Annotated in this window: 12 protein-coding genes and 1 pseudogene; 4 read left to right on the top strand and 9 right to left on the bottom strand. The window is 73.9% G+C overall.

All coding sequences use genetic code 11. The features are described 5' to 3' along the window. Positions 1–34: 34 nt before the first annotated feature. The 7 genes and pseudogenes from ABTY40_RS04490 to ssd all read right to left on the bottom strand — a co-directional run. Positions 35–304 (bottom strand): annotated as a pseudogene (locus ABTY40_RS04490) (Rv3654c family TadE-like protein); the annotation flags it as partial. Beyond that, positions 301–657: a TadE family type IV pilus minor pilin gene (locus ABTY40_RS04485; protein WP_352058104.1), complete on the bottom strand. Its 357-nt coding sequence runs from the start codon at positions 655–657 to the stop codon at positions 301–303. The pseudogene ABTY40_RS04490 and the gene ABTY40_RS04485, both read right to left, overlap by 4 nt. Beyond that, positions 644–868, bottom strand: coding sequence for a DUF4244 domain-containing protein (locus tag ABTY40_RS04480; RefSeq protein WP_352058103.1), 225 nt, complete (start codon positions 866–868; stop codon positions 644–646). The genes ABTY40_RS04485 and ABTY40_RS04480 overlap by 14 nt, the downstream gene beginning before the upstream one ends. 81 nt (positions 869–949) lie before the next feature. Beyond that, positions 950–1735 carry a type II secretion system F family protein gene (locus ABTY40_RS04475; protein WP_502990488.1) on the bottom strand — a complete coding sequence of 262 codons (786 nt, stop codon included), beginning with the start codon at positions 1733–1735 and terminating at the stop codon, positions 950–952. Continuing rightward, positions 1732–2631: a type II secretion system F family protein gene (locus ABTY40_RS04470; RefSeq protein ID WP_352058102.1), complete on the bottom strand. Its 900-nt coding sequence runs from the start codon at positions 2629–2631 to the stop codon at positions 1732–1734. Before ABTY40_RS04470 ends, ABTY40_RS04475 begins: the two co-directional genes overlap by 4 nt. Then, positions 2612–3817 (bottom strand): TadA family conjugal transfer-associated ATPase, encoded by a 1206-nt coding sequence (locus ABTY40_RS04465; RefSeq protein ID WP_352058101.1) that lies wholly within the window; start codon positions 3815–3817, stop codon positions 2612–2614. The genes ABTY40_RS04470 and ABTY40_RS04465 overlap by 20 nt, the downstream gene beginning before the upstream one ends. Beyond that, entirely contained in the window at positions 3814–4944 is a 1131-nt protein-coding gene (gene ssd / locus ABTY40_RS04460; protein WP_352058100.1) for a septum site-determining protein Ssd, read from the bottom strand. Before ssd ends, ABTY40_RS04465 begins: the two co-directional genes overlap by 4 nt. Positions 4945–5395: 451 nt before the next feature. Here ssd and ABTY40_RS04455 point away from each other — a divergent pair, with 451 nt between their 5' ends. Then, on the top strand, positions 5396–6241 hold the full coding sequence (locus tag ABTY40_RS04455; protein ID WP_352058099.1) for an HAD family hydrolase: 846 nt from the start codon (positions 5396–5398) through the stop codon (positions 6239–6241). 395 nt (positions 6242–6636) lie between these two features. On the opposite strand, the gene ABTY40_RS04450 is transcribed toward ABTY40_RS04455, so the two are convergent. Then, a complete protein-coding gene (locus ABTY40_RS04450) occupies positions 6637–7455 on the bottom strand; it encodes a Fic family protein (protein WP_352058098.1) in 819 nt (272 codons plus the stop codon). Positions 7456–7557: 102 nt separating this feature from the next. Between ABTY40_RS04450 and ABTY40_RS04445 the strand changes: the two genes are divergently transcribed. Continuing rightward, complete coding sequence (locus tag ABTY40_RS04445) at positions 7558–8544, top strand: ATP-binding protein (RefSeq protein WP_352058097.1); 987 nt, start codon at positions 7558–7560, stop codon at positions 8542–8544. Between the two features lie 78 nt (positions 8545–8622). Here the strand turns inward: ABTY40_RS04445 and ABTY40_RS04440 are convergent, their stop codons facing one another. Next, complete coding sequence (locus tag ABTY40_RS04440) at positions 8623–9951, bottom strand: polysaccharide deacetylase family protein (protein ID WP_352058096.1); 1329 nt, start codon at positions 9949–9951, stop codon at positions 8623–8625. A 394-nt stretch (positions 9952–10345) separates the two neighbouring features. Between ABTY40_RS04440 and ABTY40_RS04435 the strand changes: the two genes are divergently transcribed. Together ABTY40_RS04435 and acs are read left to right on the top strand one after the other, a co-directional pair. Beyond that, positions 10346–12775 (top strand): SulP family inorganic anion transporter, encoded by a 2430-nt coding sequence (locus ABTY40_RS04435; protein ID WP_352058095.1) that lies wholly within the window; start codon positions 10346–10348, stop codon positions 12773–12775. Between the two features lie 291 nt (positions 12776–13066). Continuing rightward, entirely contained in the window at positions 13067–15022 is a 1956-nt protein-coding gene (gene acs, locus ABTY40_RS04430; protein WP_352058094.1) for an acetate--CoA ligase, read from the top strand. Positions 15023–15112 lie beyond the last annotated feature (90 nt).

Below are 15112 nucleotides of genomic sequence, written 5' to 3'. Positions count from 1 at the left end.
GCGCGTACGGTCCACCCGCCACCCGGGCGGTCACCTCGGCGACCTCGCCCCGCACCTCGCACCGCACCAGCCCGGCACCCTGGGCCTCGGCGACCCGGGTGGCCACCGCGCACGCCTCCGCCTCGCCCCACAGGGCACGGTCGGCCGCGGCGAGGGCGGCCAGGTCGGCCGCGGCGCCCGCCCGGTGCCGGGCGGTGACCGCCTGCCCCAGCGCGAGCACCGCCCCGAACACGAGGCACAGCGCGCAGGCCGCGAACGCCGTCCACACCGTCGCCGAACCCCGGTCGCCCCGGCGCGCCCTCATGAGGGGGCTCCGTAGGGCGCGTCCTCGGCGAGGGCCGCCGCGCCGGCGCGGAGGGTGAGCCCCATGCCGCCCGGCCCGGGGGCCGCCGCCTCCACCGACACCCGCCACAGATCACCCGCACGAGTGACCGTGACCCGGGCGCCCCCGGGAGCGGCGGCCCGTGCCGCCTCCTCGGCGGAGGCCACCGGTTCCGAGCGGGCCACCGCCCGCGCCCCGGCTCGGGCCGCGTCCACGCACCGGATCTGCGCGGCGGCGGCCGCCAGGCCCCACAGAAGGGCCACCGTGAAGAGGGCCAGCACCGGCAGGACCAGTGCCGCCTCCACGGTCACGAACCCCCGGTCAGAACGGCGCATCGAGCGCCTTCCCGATCACCGATTCCAGGGCCCCGGACACTCCCCCACTGGTGACGATCTTGTACAGCACGGCCGCGAACCCCGCGGCCGCGATCGTCCCCATCGCGTACTCGGACGTCGTCATGCCGGCGTCGGACCGCGCCGCCGCCCGCCGGGCACGCCACCATCCCCGCGCCCACTGCCGTACCCGTGCCCTCATGCCGTTCGTCATCCCGCTCTCCTTGTCCCGTCGTGTGTCGTGTGTCGTGCGGTCGTGCGGTTCGTCGTCGTGCCGCGTGTCGTGCCGTCGTGTTCACCGCGCCATGAGCTCCGTCGCCAGGCCGATCACCACCGGCGCCACTCCCACCGCGAGGAAGGCGGGCAGGAAACAGAGCCCCACGGGCGCGCTGATCAGGACCTGCGCCCGGCGGGCCCGGGCAGCCGCCGTACGGGCCCGGGCGGCCCGCAGGCCCGCCGCGTGCCGGGCGACGGCCTCGGCGGCGGGCGCTCCCGACGCCCCCGCCCGCTCCATGCAGCGGGCGAGCCCCTCGGCGCCCGGTGTCGCGCCGAACCTCCGCCACACCTCGGCCGGTTCGCCACCGAGGCGGAGTTCGGCGGCGGTTCTGGTCAGGCGTTCGCCCAGCGGTCCGCCCATGGACCGGCCCACGGCCAGGGCCGCCTCGGCCGGTCCCGCTCCGGCCGCCGCGCAGGCCGCCAGCAGGTCGGCGGCCAGCGGGAGGTGGCGGGCCACCTCCTCGTCGGCCGCCGCTCTTCGAGCCCTGCGGCGCCCCGCCGCGCGCAGCCGCGCCACGCCCAGGGCCAGGCCCGCGGCGACGAGGGCGGCGAGCGGACCCGCAAGCGCCCACCCCGCCGCCGCGGCCAGGAGCGCCACCACTCCTCCCGCCGCCCACGAGGGCACGCGTGGGCGCGGTGGTCGCGCCGGGCGCCGCAGCCGCTCCGCCGGTGCACCGAGCAGGGACCCGAGCCGCCGCCGGCCGCGGCGCGCCCGCCGCTCGCGCGCCATCTCGTACAGGGCCTCCCCGACCAGGAGGAGCAGCACGGCCAGCACCCCGGCCTGCTGGGTGGTCGTGGGTGTCACGGCCGCTCACCTCCCCGGACGATCCGCGCGGCCCACCAGAGACCGGCCGCTTCCAGGGCGCCGCCCACGGCGAGGCAGCCGAGCCCGGCCGGGGTGTGGAGCAGCACCCACAGGGGATCGGCGCCCAGTGCGGTGCCCAGGGCCAGCCCCGCCGCCGGGAGGACGGCCAGGACCGCCACGGTGGCCCAGGCGCCGGCGAGTTCGGACCGCAGCCGTTCGCGCTGCTCGTGGTGGTCGCGGAGCGCTCCTTCCAGCCGGTCCAGGCCGGCGGCGAGACCCGCGCCGCCGTCCACGGCCACCTGCCAGCAGGCGGCGAGTCCCGCGAGCCCTCCCGCACCGTCCGCGCGGGCCGCGCCGCGCAGTGCCTCCGGCACGTCGCCGCCGAACCGGGCCGCCGCCAGGACGCTCGCCTCGTGGTCACCCAGGGCGCCGGACTGCCGGGCCGCGAACTCCAGGGCCCGCACCGGCTGCCATCCGGCTCTCAGCTCGCCCGCAGCCACGGCACACAGGTCCACCACACGCCCCGCCCGCACCTCCTTCTCCCTGCGGAGCGCGGCCGTCCGCAGGCGGCGCCGCAACAGCGGCACGGCCACGGCGCCGAGGAGCAGCGGCAACGGTGACGCGCCCAGGACGGCGACGACCACGGCCACGGGGAGGCACAACCATGCTCGGTGCTCGCGCGCCCGGCCCCAGTCCCGCAGGGCCGCCGCCCACGGCGCGCCCCTTCCCCCGACCACCGTGCCGCCCGGCGGACCGGGCGTGGCGAGGGCGAGCACTCCGCGCAGCCTGCGCAGCCCGCGCCGTCGCTCCACCTCCCACCACAGGACCAGCGCCACGCAGAGGGCCGCCACCACGGTCAGCCCCGCTCGGGCCGCCTCACCGGTCGTCACGGTCACCACCGGCCCCTCCGATCAGCGCGCTCAACCGTGTCCAGCCCCGCTCGCGCGCGAAACCGGTAGCGGTCCACCGCAGCGCGGGCACCGTGCGCACGAGCCCTTCCCGGTCCCGCTCCAGGACGTGGACCTCGGCGATCCGCCGCCGCCCGTCCCGGTCCCGTACGAGGTGCAGGACGGCCGACAGCCCGGCACCCAACTGGCTGTGCAGAGCGGCCCGGTCGAGCCCGGCGGCCGTACCCAGGGCCTCCAGGCGGGCCGGCACGTCCGCCGCCGTATTGGCGTGGAGCGTTCCGCAGCCGCCCTCGTGACCGGTGTTGAGGGCCGCGAGCAGATCGACGGCCTCACCGCCGCGGACCTCGCCGACCACCAGCCGGTCGGGCCGCATCCGCAGCGCCTGCCGGACCAGGTCCCGCAAGGTGACGAGTCCAGCGCCCTCCTGGTTCGCCGGTCGCGCCTCCAGGCGGACCACATGCGGGTGGTCGGGCCGCAGCTCGGCGGAGTCCTCGGCGAGCACGATCCGCTCCCGGTCACCCACCAGCCCGAGCAGGGTGGCGAGCAGTGTGGTCTTGCCGGTACCCGTACCACCGCTGACCAGGTACGAGACCCGCGCTTCGATCAAGGCGCGCAGGATCGCGGCGCCACCGGGCGGCACGGTGCCCGCCTCGACGAGCTCCTCCAGGGAGAAGGCGCGGGGCCGCATCACCCGCAGCGACAGGCAGGTCGAGCCGACCGCGACGGGCGGCAGCACGGCGTGCATGCGCGTCCCGTCGGGCAACCGCGCGTCCACCCAGGGCCGTGCGTCGTCGAGCCTGCGCCCGGCGACGGCCGCCAGCCGCTGGGCGAGCCTGCGGACGGCACCGGCGTCGGGGAAGGACACCGGCGCCCGTTCGAGCCCGGCGCCCCGGTCCACCCAGACCCGGTCGGGCGCCGAGACCAGCACGTCGGTGACCCGGGGGTCGGCGAGCAGGGGTTCCAGCGGGCCCGTGCCGATGAGCTCCCGTCGTAACTGTTCGGCCGCACCGAGCACTTCCGCGTCGCCGAGGAGCCGGCCCTGGGCCCGGAGCGCCGCCGCCACGCGGGCCGGTGTGGGTTCCGCTCCGCTCGCGGCGAGACGCTGCCGCACGGCGTCGAGCAGCCCTGCTCCGCCGCCCTGACTCCCGCCGGTGAGCCCTTCCGCCCCGGTCATCGCGCACCGCCGGGGGTGAGCGCCCGGTCCCAGAAGGCGGAGCAGAACCGGGCGAGGGGGCCACGTGGTTCGGCGCCGGGTGGCGCGCCCACGTCCTGGTCCGCCACCACTCCCGGGTCGTAGGGGAGTTCCCCGGCGAGTGGCAGCCGCAGGGCCTCGGAGACCCACCGGTCGTCGAGTCCCACCGCGTACGGGCCGCGGACCACGGCCCGCAGGTCACGGACGACGGAACGGAGGGTCGATGCGACCCGGTGCGCGGCGGCGACGGCCCGCAACTCGCCCGGGACGACCAGCAGACCGAGGTCGAGCTGGGCCAGCGCCTCGGCGGTGGCCTCGTCGGCGCCGCGCGGCAGGTCGATCACGACGACCCCGCCGCGCCGCCGGGCCGCGGCGAGGACGGACCGCACGGCCTCCGGCGCCACGGCGGCGGCCGGCTCCCGGCCCCAGCTGAGCAACCGGACCCCGCGGACCGCCGGAAGCGACTCCTCCAGGGCGCCGCCGGCCAGGCGCCCCTTCGAGGCGGCGAAGTCGGGCCACCTGCGGCCTCCCTCCCGCTCGCCGCCGAGCAGTACGTCGAGCCCTCCGCCGAGCGGGTCGGCGTCCACGAGGAGGGTGCGGCGGCCGGTGCGGGCGGCGGCGAGCGCGAGACCGCAGGCGAGGGTGGACGCCCCGGCACCGCCGCGCCCGCCGACGACCCCGACCGTCAGTGCCTGGCGGACCACGCCCTCGGCAGCGTCCGCGATGCGGTCCACGAGGACGTTCTCGGCCTCGGGAAGCCGCAGGACGCTGTCGGCCCCGATCTCGACGGCCAGCCGCCACACCACCGGCTCGTCCGGCTCCCGGCCGACGAGGACGACGCCGGGCCGGCGCACCGCGCCCCGGCAGCGGACGGCCGCGTCCTCGCCGACCAGGACGAGCGGCGGGTCGGTCCAGTCCGTCCTGCGCTCCGGGACCCCGTGGTGCACCTCGGGGTCCGCTCCGGCGGCCGCGCACAGCCGCAACAGGTCGTCGAGGAGCTCGAGGTCCTCCGTGACGATCAGCGGCCCGGTCCCGCGTGGCTCTTCCCGGCTCGCCGCGACCGCGCTCGGCGCGGCGGCCTCCGCCGTCTCGGCCCTGGTCTGTTCCATGACGCGACACCCCTCAGGTGATTCCCGACGCCGCGGACTTCGCGGCTGGAATCACCATGGGGCCCTGGGGAAAATCTTCCCGATCCCACCAAAAAACTGTGGATAACCACAGGCCTGTGAATATCTCGGCCACCCCTTCGGGGGCTGTCCGGACCGCGACCCGACGATTACCGTGTGTAGCGACCGAAGGGTTCGACTGCCGCAGGGGCGGGCGGCGGCCGGCCACGCTGGCGAAGGGAGAAAGAGGATGAAAATGAGAGCCAAAACGGCTCCGGACATGCGACGACCCCCGCCGGGGGGGAGAGCGGGGGTCGTCTCTCCGGCCGACTCGGGGGGGGAGGAGCCGGTCCGGGTTAGCACGGTCGCGAACGATCCGTGACTTCCATGGTGTACCCGAGAGCCCTCTCAGGCAAACCCACACGCAGGAGGGTACGCCGAATGGCGGGCACCTATGCTCGGGCTTGTGGAAAACCACTCCTTGCCGCGCACAGCCGCCTTCTTTGACCTGGACAAGACGGTCATTGCGAAGTCATCGACGCTTACCTTCAGCAAGTCCTTCTACCGGGGCGGACTGATCAGCCGCCGCGCCGCCCTGCGGACGGCGTACATCCAGTTCGTCTTCCTCGCGGGCGGAGCCGATCACGACCAGATGGAGCGGATGCGCGAATACCTTTCCGTGCTCTGCAAAGGATGGAACGTCGCACAGGTCAAAGAGCTCGTCGCCGAGACCCTGCACGATCTGATCGACCCGATCATCTACGACGAGGCGGCCTCCCTCATCGAGGGGCATCACGCCGCGGGCCGTGATGTCGTGATCGTCTCGACCTCGGGCGCCGAGGTGGTCGAGCCGATCGGCGAGATGCTGGGCGCCGACCGGGTCGTCGCCACCCGGATGGTCGTCGGCGAGGACGGCTGCTTCACCGGCGAGGTGGAGTACTACGCCTACGGCCCGACGAAGGCGGAGGCCGTCCGGGAGCTCGCGGAGTCGGAGGGGTACGACCTTTCCCGCTGTTACGCGTACAGCGACTCCGCGACCGACATCCCCATGCTGGAGGCGGTGGGGCACCCGTTCGCGGTCAACCCCGACCGGACGCTGCGCCGGGAGGCGGCCGCCCGGGAGTGGCCGGTGCTCGCCTTCGAGAAGCCGGTACGGCTCAAGCAGCGGCTTCCCGCGTTCCGGATGCCTCCCCGTCCCGCCCTGGTCGCCGCGGCGGCCGTCGGTGCGGCGGCGGCGACGGCCGGGCTCGTCTGGTACGCCTCGCGCCGCCGTCAGGCGGCGGCGCTCGTCGCCCCCTGACACCCCACCGACGGGCCGGCCGGCCCGGCACGCCCGGCGCCCGACCGGGCCGGCACGCACCCGCCGGGCGGGGGAAATGTGGCCCCCGAAGGCCCCGAGGCAAAGAAGTGGAGTCAGCACTTTCGCTTCCACCGGGACAGGAGTAGAAAGGAATCAGGCCCGCGAGACCTGGGACATCCGAGAGGATCACCTGTTGAGCATGAAGGCCCCACGGACCTGAGCACAGAAACCTGGCACCCACGCGACGTCGACCCGTCGATTACGGGCCAGCCGCACCAGGCGAAGGGCAAAGTTCCCCGCCTGATGGGCACATATCGAGGACGCTTGGTAACTGGGTGGACGTGCCAGCGGCGGTACCGCTCCTCGGTACCGCCGCAACCCTTGTCAGGGGGCCGTCAGGCGGCGCCGCGCTGAAGCGCCTCGCAGACCGCCGTCGACTCACGGACCCCCAGCTCCACCGAGCGGCCGCAGTGCGCGATCCAGGCTCCGACGCCCTCGGGAGTCCCCGAGAGATACCCCTCGAAGGCGGCCAGGTACGCCGCCCGGCCCTGCTCCGCGTGGCCGACCTCGGCCGGGCAGATCGCCTTCGGGTCGAGACCGCTGCCGACCAGGACGATGCGCTCCGCCGCCCGCGCGACGAGCCCGTTGTGCGAGGTGAACGGCCGCAGCGCCAGCAGTTCACCGTGCACCACGGCGGAGGTCACCAGGGCGGGGGCGTCGCCGCCCGCCACGATCAGTTCCGCCAGGCCGTCGAGCCGGGCGGCGACCTCGGCGGGCGTCGGCAGCGGGGCCTCGACGAGCGGCTCGTCGACCGCTTCGCCGTCCAGTCGGGGCCGGCCCACCGAGTCGAGCTGTTCGCCCGCCGCGACCAGGTGGAGACGGGCGAGCACCCGCAGCGGCGACTGGCGCCAGATGGAGAGAAGCTGCCCCGCCTCGGCACTCAACCGGAGCGCGGCACCGACCGTGCGGGCCTCCGGGTCGGCGCTGAAGTCGGTGCGCCGCCGGACCTCCTCCAGAGCCCAGTCCGCGCCCGAGAGGGCGGCCGAGCCGCGCGCCCCGCGCAGCGCCGCCTCGGAGGAGATCTCGTTGCTGCGGCGCCGCATCACGCGGTGGCCGTAGACCCGGTCGACGGCCTTGCGTACGGAGTCCACCGCGTCGGCGACGCCGGGCAGGGAGCCGAGCGCGGCCAAGGGGTCAGAGGCGTGCGTACTCATAAGTAGGGAGGCTACGCGCCCGAGCGGCCCGCCCCACGAAGGAGTGGTCTTCTTCACGCGCTCCCACCACCCCGCGCAGTCGTACCGCTACCGTAGGTGAACATGAAGATCGCTTTCGTCGGGAAGGGCGGCAGTGGCAAGACGACGCTGTCCTCCCTCTTCATCCGCCATCTCGCCGCCTCCGCCTCCCCGGTCGTCGCCGTCGACGCCGACATCAACCAGCACTTGGGCGCCGCGCTCGGCCTCTCCGAGGGGGAAGCGGCCGCGCTGCCCGCGATGGGCGCCCATCTGCCCCTCATCAAGGAGTACCTGAGGGGTTCCAACCCGCGGATCGTCTCCGCCGACACGATGATCAAGACGACTCCGCCCGGGGAGGGCTCGCGCCTGCTGCGGGTCCGCGAGGACAACCCCGTCTACGAGGCGTGCGCCCGGCCCGTACGGCTCGACGACGGCGAGATCCGCCTGATGGCGACCGGCCCGTTCACGGAGTCGGACCTCGGGGTGGCCTGCTACCACTCGAAGGTCGGCGCGGTGGAGCTGTGCCTGAACCACCTGGTGGACGGGCCCGACGAGTACGTGGTCGTCGACATGACGGCGGGCTCGGACTCCTTCGCCTCCGGCATGTTCACCCGGTTCGACATGACCTTCCTGGTGGCCGAGCCGACCCGGAAGGGCGTGTCCGTGTACCGCCAGTACAAGGAGTACGCCCGGGACTTCGGCGTCGCCCTGAAGGTCGTCGGCAACAAGGTGCAGGGCCCCGACGACGTCGACTTCCTGCGCCAGGAGGTCGGCGACGACCTGCTGGTCACGGTGGGGCACTCGGACTGGGTGCGGGCCATGGAGAAGGGCCGGCCGCCGCTGTTCGCTCACCTCGAGGCCGAGAACCGGGCGGCCCTGCGGACCCTGCGCGAGACGGCGGACGCCTCGTACGCCCACCGTGACTGGAAGCGGTACACGAGCCAGATGGTCCACTTCCACCTGCGCAACGCCGAGAGCTGGGGCAACGCGAAGACCGGGGCCGACCTGGCGGCGCAGGTCGACCCCGGCTTCGTCCTCGACGAGCGCCTGGCCGTTCCGCAGCCCAGCTGACGCACGGCCGAGCGGGGCCCGGAGCCGGGCCCCGCTCGGTACGGGATCAGGGCCGTACGGGATCAGGGCCGTACGGGATCAGGGCCGTACGGCCGGCTGGGCGGCAGGGGCGCCCGCGGGAGCCGCCGGGGCGACGGGGGCCGCCGGCTGCGGGGCGAGGAAGGCCTTCCAGCCGCCGGGCGGGGCCTCACCCACCTTCAGCGTCCGCATCTTGGCGATGACCTCCGGGTCCTGGGCGTCCAGCCAGTCCGCGAGCTGGCGGAAGGAGACGCACTCGACGTCCTTCTGCACGCACACGGTGGCGATGGTCTCCTCGATGGCCCGCATGTACGTGCCGCCGTTCCAGGACTCGAAGTGGTTGCCGATGATCACCGGCGCCCTGTTGCCCCGGTACGACCGCTCGAAGGCCTGCACGAGGCCGTCCCGCATCTGGTCGCCCCAGTACCGGTGCATGGAGGGGTCGCCCTGGGTCGTCCCGGGGGACTGGTTGACCAGGAAGTTGTAGTCCATGGACAAGGTCTGGAAGGCGCGGCCGGGGACCGGCACGAGATGCATGGAGAGGTCCCACAGGCCCTGCTCCTTCTCGGGCCAGATCTGGTCGTTGACGCCGCTCGTGTCGTAGCGGAAGCCCATCTGCGCCGCCGCCCGGACGAAGTTCTCGCGGCCTTCCAGGCAGGGGGTGCGGGCGCCGACGAGTTCCTTGTCGTAGTCGAAGGGGAGCGGCTGCTCGGCGCGCAGGCCGGCGTTCGTCTTCCAGTTCTTGACGAAGGACTTGGCCTGGTTGATCTCGCTCTTCCACTCCTCCACCGACCAGGTGCCGACACCGCCCTCCTTGCCGCAGAAGTGGCCGTTGAAGTGGGTGCCGATCTCGTTGCCCTCGAGCCAGGCACCGCGGAGCTCGCGGACGGTGGCGCGGATGCCCTCGACGTCGTTGAAGCCGATGTCGGAGCGGCCACTGGCGTGCCGGGGCGGTTCGTAGAGGGCCCGCTTGTCCTCGGGCAGCAGGTACACGCCGCTCAGGAAGTACGTCATGGTGGCGTCGTACTTCTTGCCGACCTTGCGGAAGTGGGAGAAGAGTTTCTGGCTGTCCTCGCCCGCTCCGTCCCAGGAGAAGACCACGAACTGGGGCGGGGCCTCGCCGGGCTTGAGCTTCCGCCACGCCGGCTGGTGGGGCTGCGCGCCGGTGTAGGCGGTGGACCCGTCGCCGATCAGGCGCACCGGGCTCTGCGGAGCGGGGGCCGGGCCCTTCTTGGCACCGGCGCCGCCCTGCGCGGGCCCGGCGCCGGTGTCGCCGGAGCCCGAGCAGCCGGCGAGTCCGGTGACCAGCGCGGCGGCGAGGGCGCCGGCGGCGAGCGCCCTGCGCCGGACCGTGGCCCGGCGGGCGGCGGGGGCGGTGTTCCGGGGCACGGCGACGGCCGCACCCCCGGCAGTCGTACGCGCGGCGGCCGTCCGTCCGGCAGCCGTCCTTCGGGCAGTGGTCCTTCGGGCCGTAGACCTTCTTCCGGCGGCTGACATCCGCCCACCTCTCCTCTGAGCCTCGGGGCACGGAGCCCCTGTTGCGAGCGGCGTCAACGTCGCATCACGGCGGCCAGAGAGATGAAACGACAAGCGGAGAAGTCATACCGGTTCACTGGAACAGGTGAACCATTGCCCTATTTGCCCCGAACATCCCGCTCCTGTCTTTACTCTCCATTACGATTCCATTACCCAGCGTTGATCCTCCGTCGGGAGGACCCGCACGGACGATCCCGCCGCAACACCCCGTACGAGCCGCGAAAGCGCTGCCCCGGAGGAGACGGGAATGACCCTCTGCACCCCTGCCCGCACCACGACCCGCCCGGAAGTCCAGCGGCCCCACAGCCCGCCGGGCGGACCGCGCCGCTTCCGCGTCGCCGGCGCCGACCTGTCCGCGTCGGTGGCCGTCTTCCTCATCGCCCTGCCGCTCTCCCTCGGCATCGCGCTCGCCACCGGAGCCCCGCTCCAGGCGGGCCTGGTCGCCGCCGCCGTGGGAGGCATCGTCGCCGGCCGGTTCGGCGGCGCACCGCTCCAGGTCAGCGGCCCCGCCGCCGGCCTCACCGTCGTCACCGCCGAACTCATCCAGCGGTACGGCTGGCGCACCACCTGCGCCATCACGGTCCTGGCCGGACTGAGCCAACTGGCCCTCTCCGCCCTGCGCGTGGCCCGGTCCGCGCTCGCCGTCTCACCCGCGATCGTGCACGGCATGCTCGGCGGCATCGGTGTCACCATCGCCCTCGCCCAGCTCCACATCGTCCTGGGCGGCACCCCGCAGAGTTCCACCGTCGCCAACGCGACCGGGCTGCCCGCCCAGTTGGCGAACGCCGACGCCGCGGCCCTCGTGATCAGCGGCCTCACGGTGGCGGTTCTGCTGGCCTGGCCCCGGCTGCCCGGCCGGATCGGCCGCCGCGTCCGCGCCGTTCCGGCCGCCCTGGTCTCCGTGGCCGGCGCGACGGCCGTCGCGGTCGTGGCCGGCCTCGCCGTCCCCCGCGTCGACCTGCCGTCGTGGAGCAGCCACGCCCTGCCCGGCCTGCCCGAGGGCCCCGTCCTCGGCATCGCGGCCGGCGTCCTCACCATCACCCTGGTCACCAGCGTGCAGTCGCTGCTGTCGGCGGTCGCGGTCGACAAGCTGATCGCCGCCCGCGAGGACCGCGGGCTCGGCATCCCCCGCTCGGACCTCGACCGCGAACTGCGGGGCCAGGGCGCGGCCAACATCGTCTCCGGCGCCCTCGGTGGCCTGCCGGTGGCCGGTGTCGCGGTCCGCAGCGTCGCCAACGTCTCGGCGGGCGCGGTCAGCCGGGCCTCCACCATGCTCCACGGCCTGTGGGTGGTGCTCGCCTCCCTCCTGCTCGTGCCGCTGATCGACCTCATCCCGCTGCCCGCCCTCGCCGCCCTGGTCATGGTGGTCGGCGTGCAGATGGTGAGCATCACGCACATCCGCACGGTCACCCGGCACCGCGAGGTGGTCGTGTACGCCGTGACGCTGACCGGCGTCGTCCTCGTCGGCATCCTGGAGGGCGTGGCCCTCGGCATCGCCGTGGCCGTGGCGGTCTCCCTGCACCGCCTCGCCCGGACGCGCATCACGCGCGAGGAGCGGGACGGGCAGCAGCTTCTGCGGGTCCGCGGGCAGTTGACCTTCCTGGCCGTTCCGCGGCTGAGCCGGGCGCTGCACCAGGTTCCGGCCGGTTCCGACGTGGTGGTGGAGCTCGACGGCTCCTTCATGGACCACGCCGCGTACGAGACGCTGAACGACTGGATCTCCGGCCACCAGGCGCACGGCGGCACCGTGGAACTGGCCGGGCGTTCCGGCGGCCGGATCGGTGAGCCGGGTTCCGCCGCCACGCAGCCCTGCTGCCGCCCCTGGACCCCCTGGCACAACCACCAGTGCGGACAGCCCGAGCCGGCCGAACGGGAGGGCCCGAAGGGTCCGCGACCGTCCCCGACGCGGCATCAGCTGGCGACCGGGATCGGCACGTTCCAGCGGAACACCGCCCCGCTGGTCCGCGGCGAACTCGCCCGGCTCGCCCGCGAGGGGCAGCGGCCGTCGCAGCTCTTCCTCACCTGCGCCGACTCCCGCCTGGTCACCAGCATGATCACCGCGAGCGGCCCGGGCGACCTCTTCACCGTGCGGAACGTCGGGAACCTCGTCCCGCTCCCCGGCGAGGAGAGCGGGGACGACTCGGTGGCCGCCGCGATCGAGTACGCGGTGGAGGTGCTGCGGGTCGAGTCGATCACGGTCTGCGGCCATTCCGGCTGCGGCGCGATGCAGGCCCTCCTGAGCGCCGCGCCCGACGACCCCCTGAACCCTCCGGCCCCGCCGTCCCCGCTGCACCGCTGGCTGCGGCACGGCCGGCCGAGCCTGGAGCGGATGGCGAGCCGCCATCCCGTCGAGCCCCGGATCGCCGGCCGCCCGCCGGCCGACGCGGTCGAGCAACTGTGCCTGACCAACGTGGTCCAGCAGCTGGAGCACCTGCGGGCGTACGAGTCGGTGGCGCGGCGCCTGGCCGACGGCAGCCTCACCCTGCAGGGCATGTACTTCCACGTGGGCGAGGCCCAGGCCTACCTGCTCACGGAGTCGGGCGATACGCGATCACGCGGTACGGAACCGAGAGCCACGGAGCCGGACGGTACGGAGTCCGGCGGCACGTCCGGGCCCGGTGAGGCCGTCTTCGTCCAGGTCCCGCCGACGGTCCTGGAACCGGCCCGAGCCTCCTGAACCGGCGCGGGCCACCGCGCCCGCGCCCCGCCCGCGCCCGGGCCCCCTCGCGTACCCAGGACTCCCCCACCCCCACCCACCTCGCCGCCGCGCGGCTGAACCGGCCGGTCACGCCGTCCGTGAGAGTGTGTGGCCCCTTCTCCCTCCGCTCGGGACGAAGGGGCCACCGCACGCGGCACGCTCACAGGTCTAAACCAATTGGCTGGAGACTCTTGTCACCCGGGCATCCGCCTGATGAGCTATGACGCGGGACACATACGCACAGAGGACGCCCTGGGAAAGGGAGATGTCGTGAGCAACGAGAGCCTGGCCAACCTGCTCAAGGAAGAACGCCGATTCGCGCCGCCCGCCGAGCTGGCCGCGCACGCCAACGTGACGGCGGAGGCGTACGAGCAGGCCGCGGCGGACAGGCTGGGCTTCTGGGCCGAGCAGGCCAAGCGCCTGACCTGGGCCACCGAACCGACCGAGATCCTCGACTGGTCGAACCCGCCCTTCGCCAAGTGGTTCGCCGACGGCGAGCTGAACGTGGCGTACAACTGCGTCGACCGGCACGTCGAGGCCGGGCACGGCGACCGCGTCGCCCTCCACTTCGAGGGCGAGCCCGGTGACAGCCGTGCGATCACCTACGCCGAGCTCAAGGACGAGGTCTCCAAGGCCGCCAACGCGCTGACGGAACTGGGCGTCCGCAAGGGCGACCGGGTCGCCGTCTACCTGCCGATGATCCCCGAGGCGGCCATCACGATGCTGGCCTGCGCCCGCGTCGGCGCCGCCCACTCGGTGGTCTTCGGCGGCTTCTCCGCCGACGCCGTGGCCTCCCGCATCCAGGACGCCGACGCCAAGCTGGTCGTCACCGCCGACGGCGGCTACCGGCGCGGCAAGCCGAGCGCGCTCAAGCCCGCCATCGACGAGGCCCTCACCAAGTGCCCGGACGTCGAGCACGTCCTCGTGGTCCGCCGCACCGGACAGGAGACCGCCTTCACCGAGGGCCGTGACGTGTGGTGGGACGACTTCGTCGCCCGCCAGTCCACCGAGCACACCCCGGAGGCCTTCCCGGCCGAGCACCCGCTGTTCATCCTCTACACCTCCGGCACCACGGGGAAGCCGAAGGGCATCCTGCACACCTCCGGCGGCTACCTCACCCAGGCGGCCTACACCCACCACGCCGTCTTCGACCTGAAGCCGGAGACCGACGTCTACTGGTGCACCGCCGACATCGGCTGGGTCACCGGCCACTCGTACATCGTCTACGGCCCGCTCGCCAACGGAGCGACGCAGGTCATGTACGAGGGCACCCCCGACACCCCGCACCAGGGCCGGTTCTGGGAGATCGTGCAGAAGTACGGCGTCACCATCCTCTACACGGCGCCGACCGCCATCCGCACGTTCATGAAGTGGGGCGACGACATCCCCGCGAAGTTCGACCTCTCCAGCCTCCGGGTGCTGGGCTCGGTCGGCGAGCCGATCAACCCCGAGGCCTGGGTCTGGTACCGGGAGCACATCGGCGCCGGCAAGACCCCGATCGTGGACACCTGGTGGCAGACCGAGACCGGCGCGATGATGATCTCGCCGCTGCCGGGCGTCACCGAGACCAAGCCGGGTTCCGCCCAGCGTCCGCTGCCGGGCATCTCCGCGACCGTCGTGGACGACGAGGCGAACGAGGTCCCGAACGGGGGCGGCGGCTACCTGGTCCTGACCGAGCCGTGGCCGTCGATGCTCCGCACGATCTGGGGCGACGACCAGCGCTTCATCGACACGTACTGGTCGCGCTTCGAGGGCAGGTACTTCGCGGGCGACGGCGCCAAGAAGGACGAGGACGGTGACATCTGGCTCCTCGGCCGGGTGGACGACGTCATGCTCGTCTCGGGCCACAACATCTCGACCACGGAGGTCGAGTCGGCGCTCGTCTCCCACCCCTCCGTCGCCGAGGCGGCGGTGGTCGGCGCCGCCGACGAGACCACCGGCCAGGCCATCGTCGCCTTCGTCATCCTGCGCGGGACGGCGAGCGAGGGCGAGAACCTCGTCGCCGAGCTGCGCAACCACGTGGGTGCCACGCTCGGCCCGATCGCCAAGCCGAAGCGGATCCTGCCGGTGGCGGAGCTGCCGAAGACCCGCTCGGGCAAGATCATGCGGCGTCTGCTGCGGGACGTGGCGGAGAACCGCGAGCTGGGTGACGTCACCACCCTGACCGACTCCTCCGTGATGGCCCTCATCCAGAACCAGCTGCCGTCGGCGGCCGCCGAGGACTGAGTCCGGCACACCCTGTGGGGCCCGCCCCGGACCTGGCACGGCCACCGGGGCGGGCCCCCGCGCGTCCACCACCGCCCCGTACCCCTGCCC

The organism is Streptomyces sp. NPDC126503 (assembly GCF_040302405.1).
Lineage (GTDB): Bacteria > Actinomycetota > Actinomycetes > Streptomycetales > Streptomycetaceae > Streptomyces > Streptomyces gulbargensis.
The sequence above is the reverse complement of the archived record's forward strand: the minus strand, read 5'-3'. Positions and strand labels throughout refer to the sequence as shown.

Bases quoted from the DNA above. Each gene is read 5' to 3' on its own strand.
- ABTY40_RS04485 (WP_352058104.1), bottom strand. From the start codon at position 657: ATGCGCCGTTCTGACCGGGGGTTCGTGACCGTGGAGGCGGCACTGGTC.
- ABTY40_RS04435 (WP_352058095.1), top strand. From the start codon at position 10,346: ATGACCCTCTGCACCCCTGCCCGCACCACGACCCGCCCGGAAGTCCAG.
- ssd (WP_352058100.1), bottom strand. From the start codon at position 4,944: ATGGAACAGACCAGGGCCGAGACGGCGGAGGCCGCCGCGCCGAGCGCG.
- ABTY40_RS04465 (WP_352058101.1), bottom strand. From the start codon at position 3,817: ATGACCGGGGCGGAAGGGCTCACCGGCGGGAGTCAGGGCGGCGGAGCA.
- ABTY40_RS04455 (WP_352058099.1), top strand. From the start codon at position 5,396: ATGCTCGGGCTTGTGGAAAACCACTCCTTGCCGCGCACAGCCGCCTTC.
- ABTY40_RS04480 (WP_352058103.1), bottom strand. From the start codon at position 868: ATGACGAACGGCATGAGGGCACGGGTACGGCAGTGGGCGCGGGGATGG.
- ABTY40_RS04445 (WP_352058097.1), top strand. From the start codon at position 7,558: ATGAAGATCGCTTTCGTCGGGAAGGGCGGCAGTGGCAAGACGACGCTG.
- ABTY40_RS04450 (WP_352058098.1), bottom strand. From the start codon at position 7,455: ATGAGTACGCACGCCTCTGACCCCTTGGCCGCGCTCGGCTCCCTGCCC.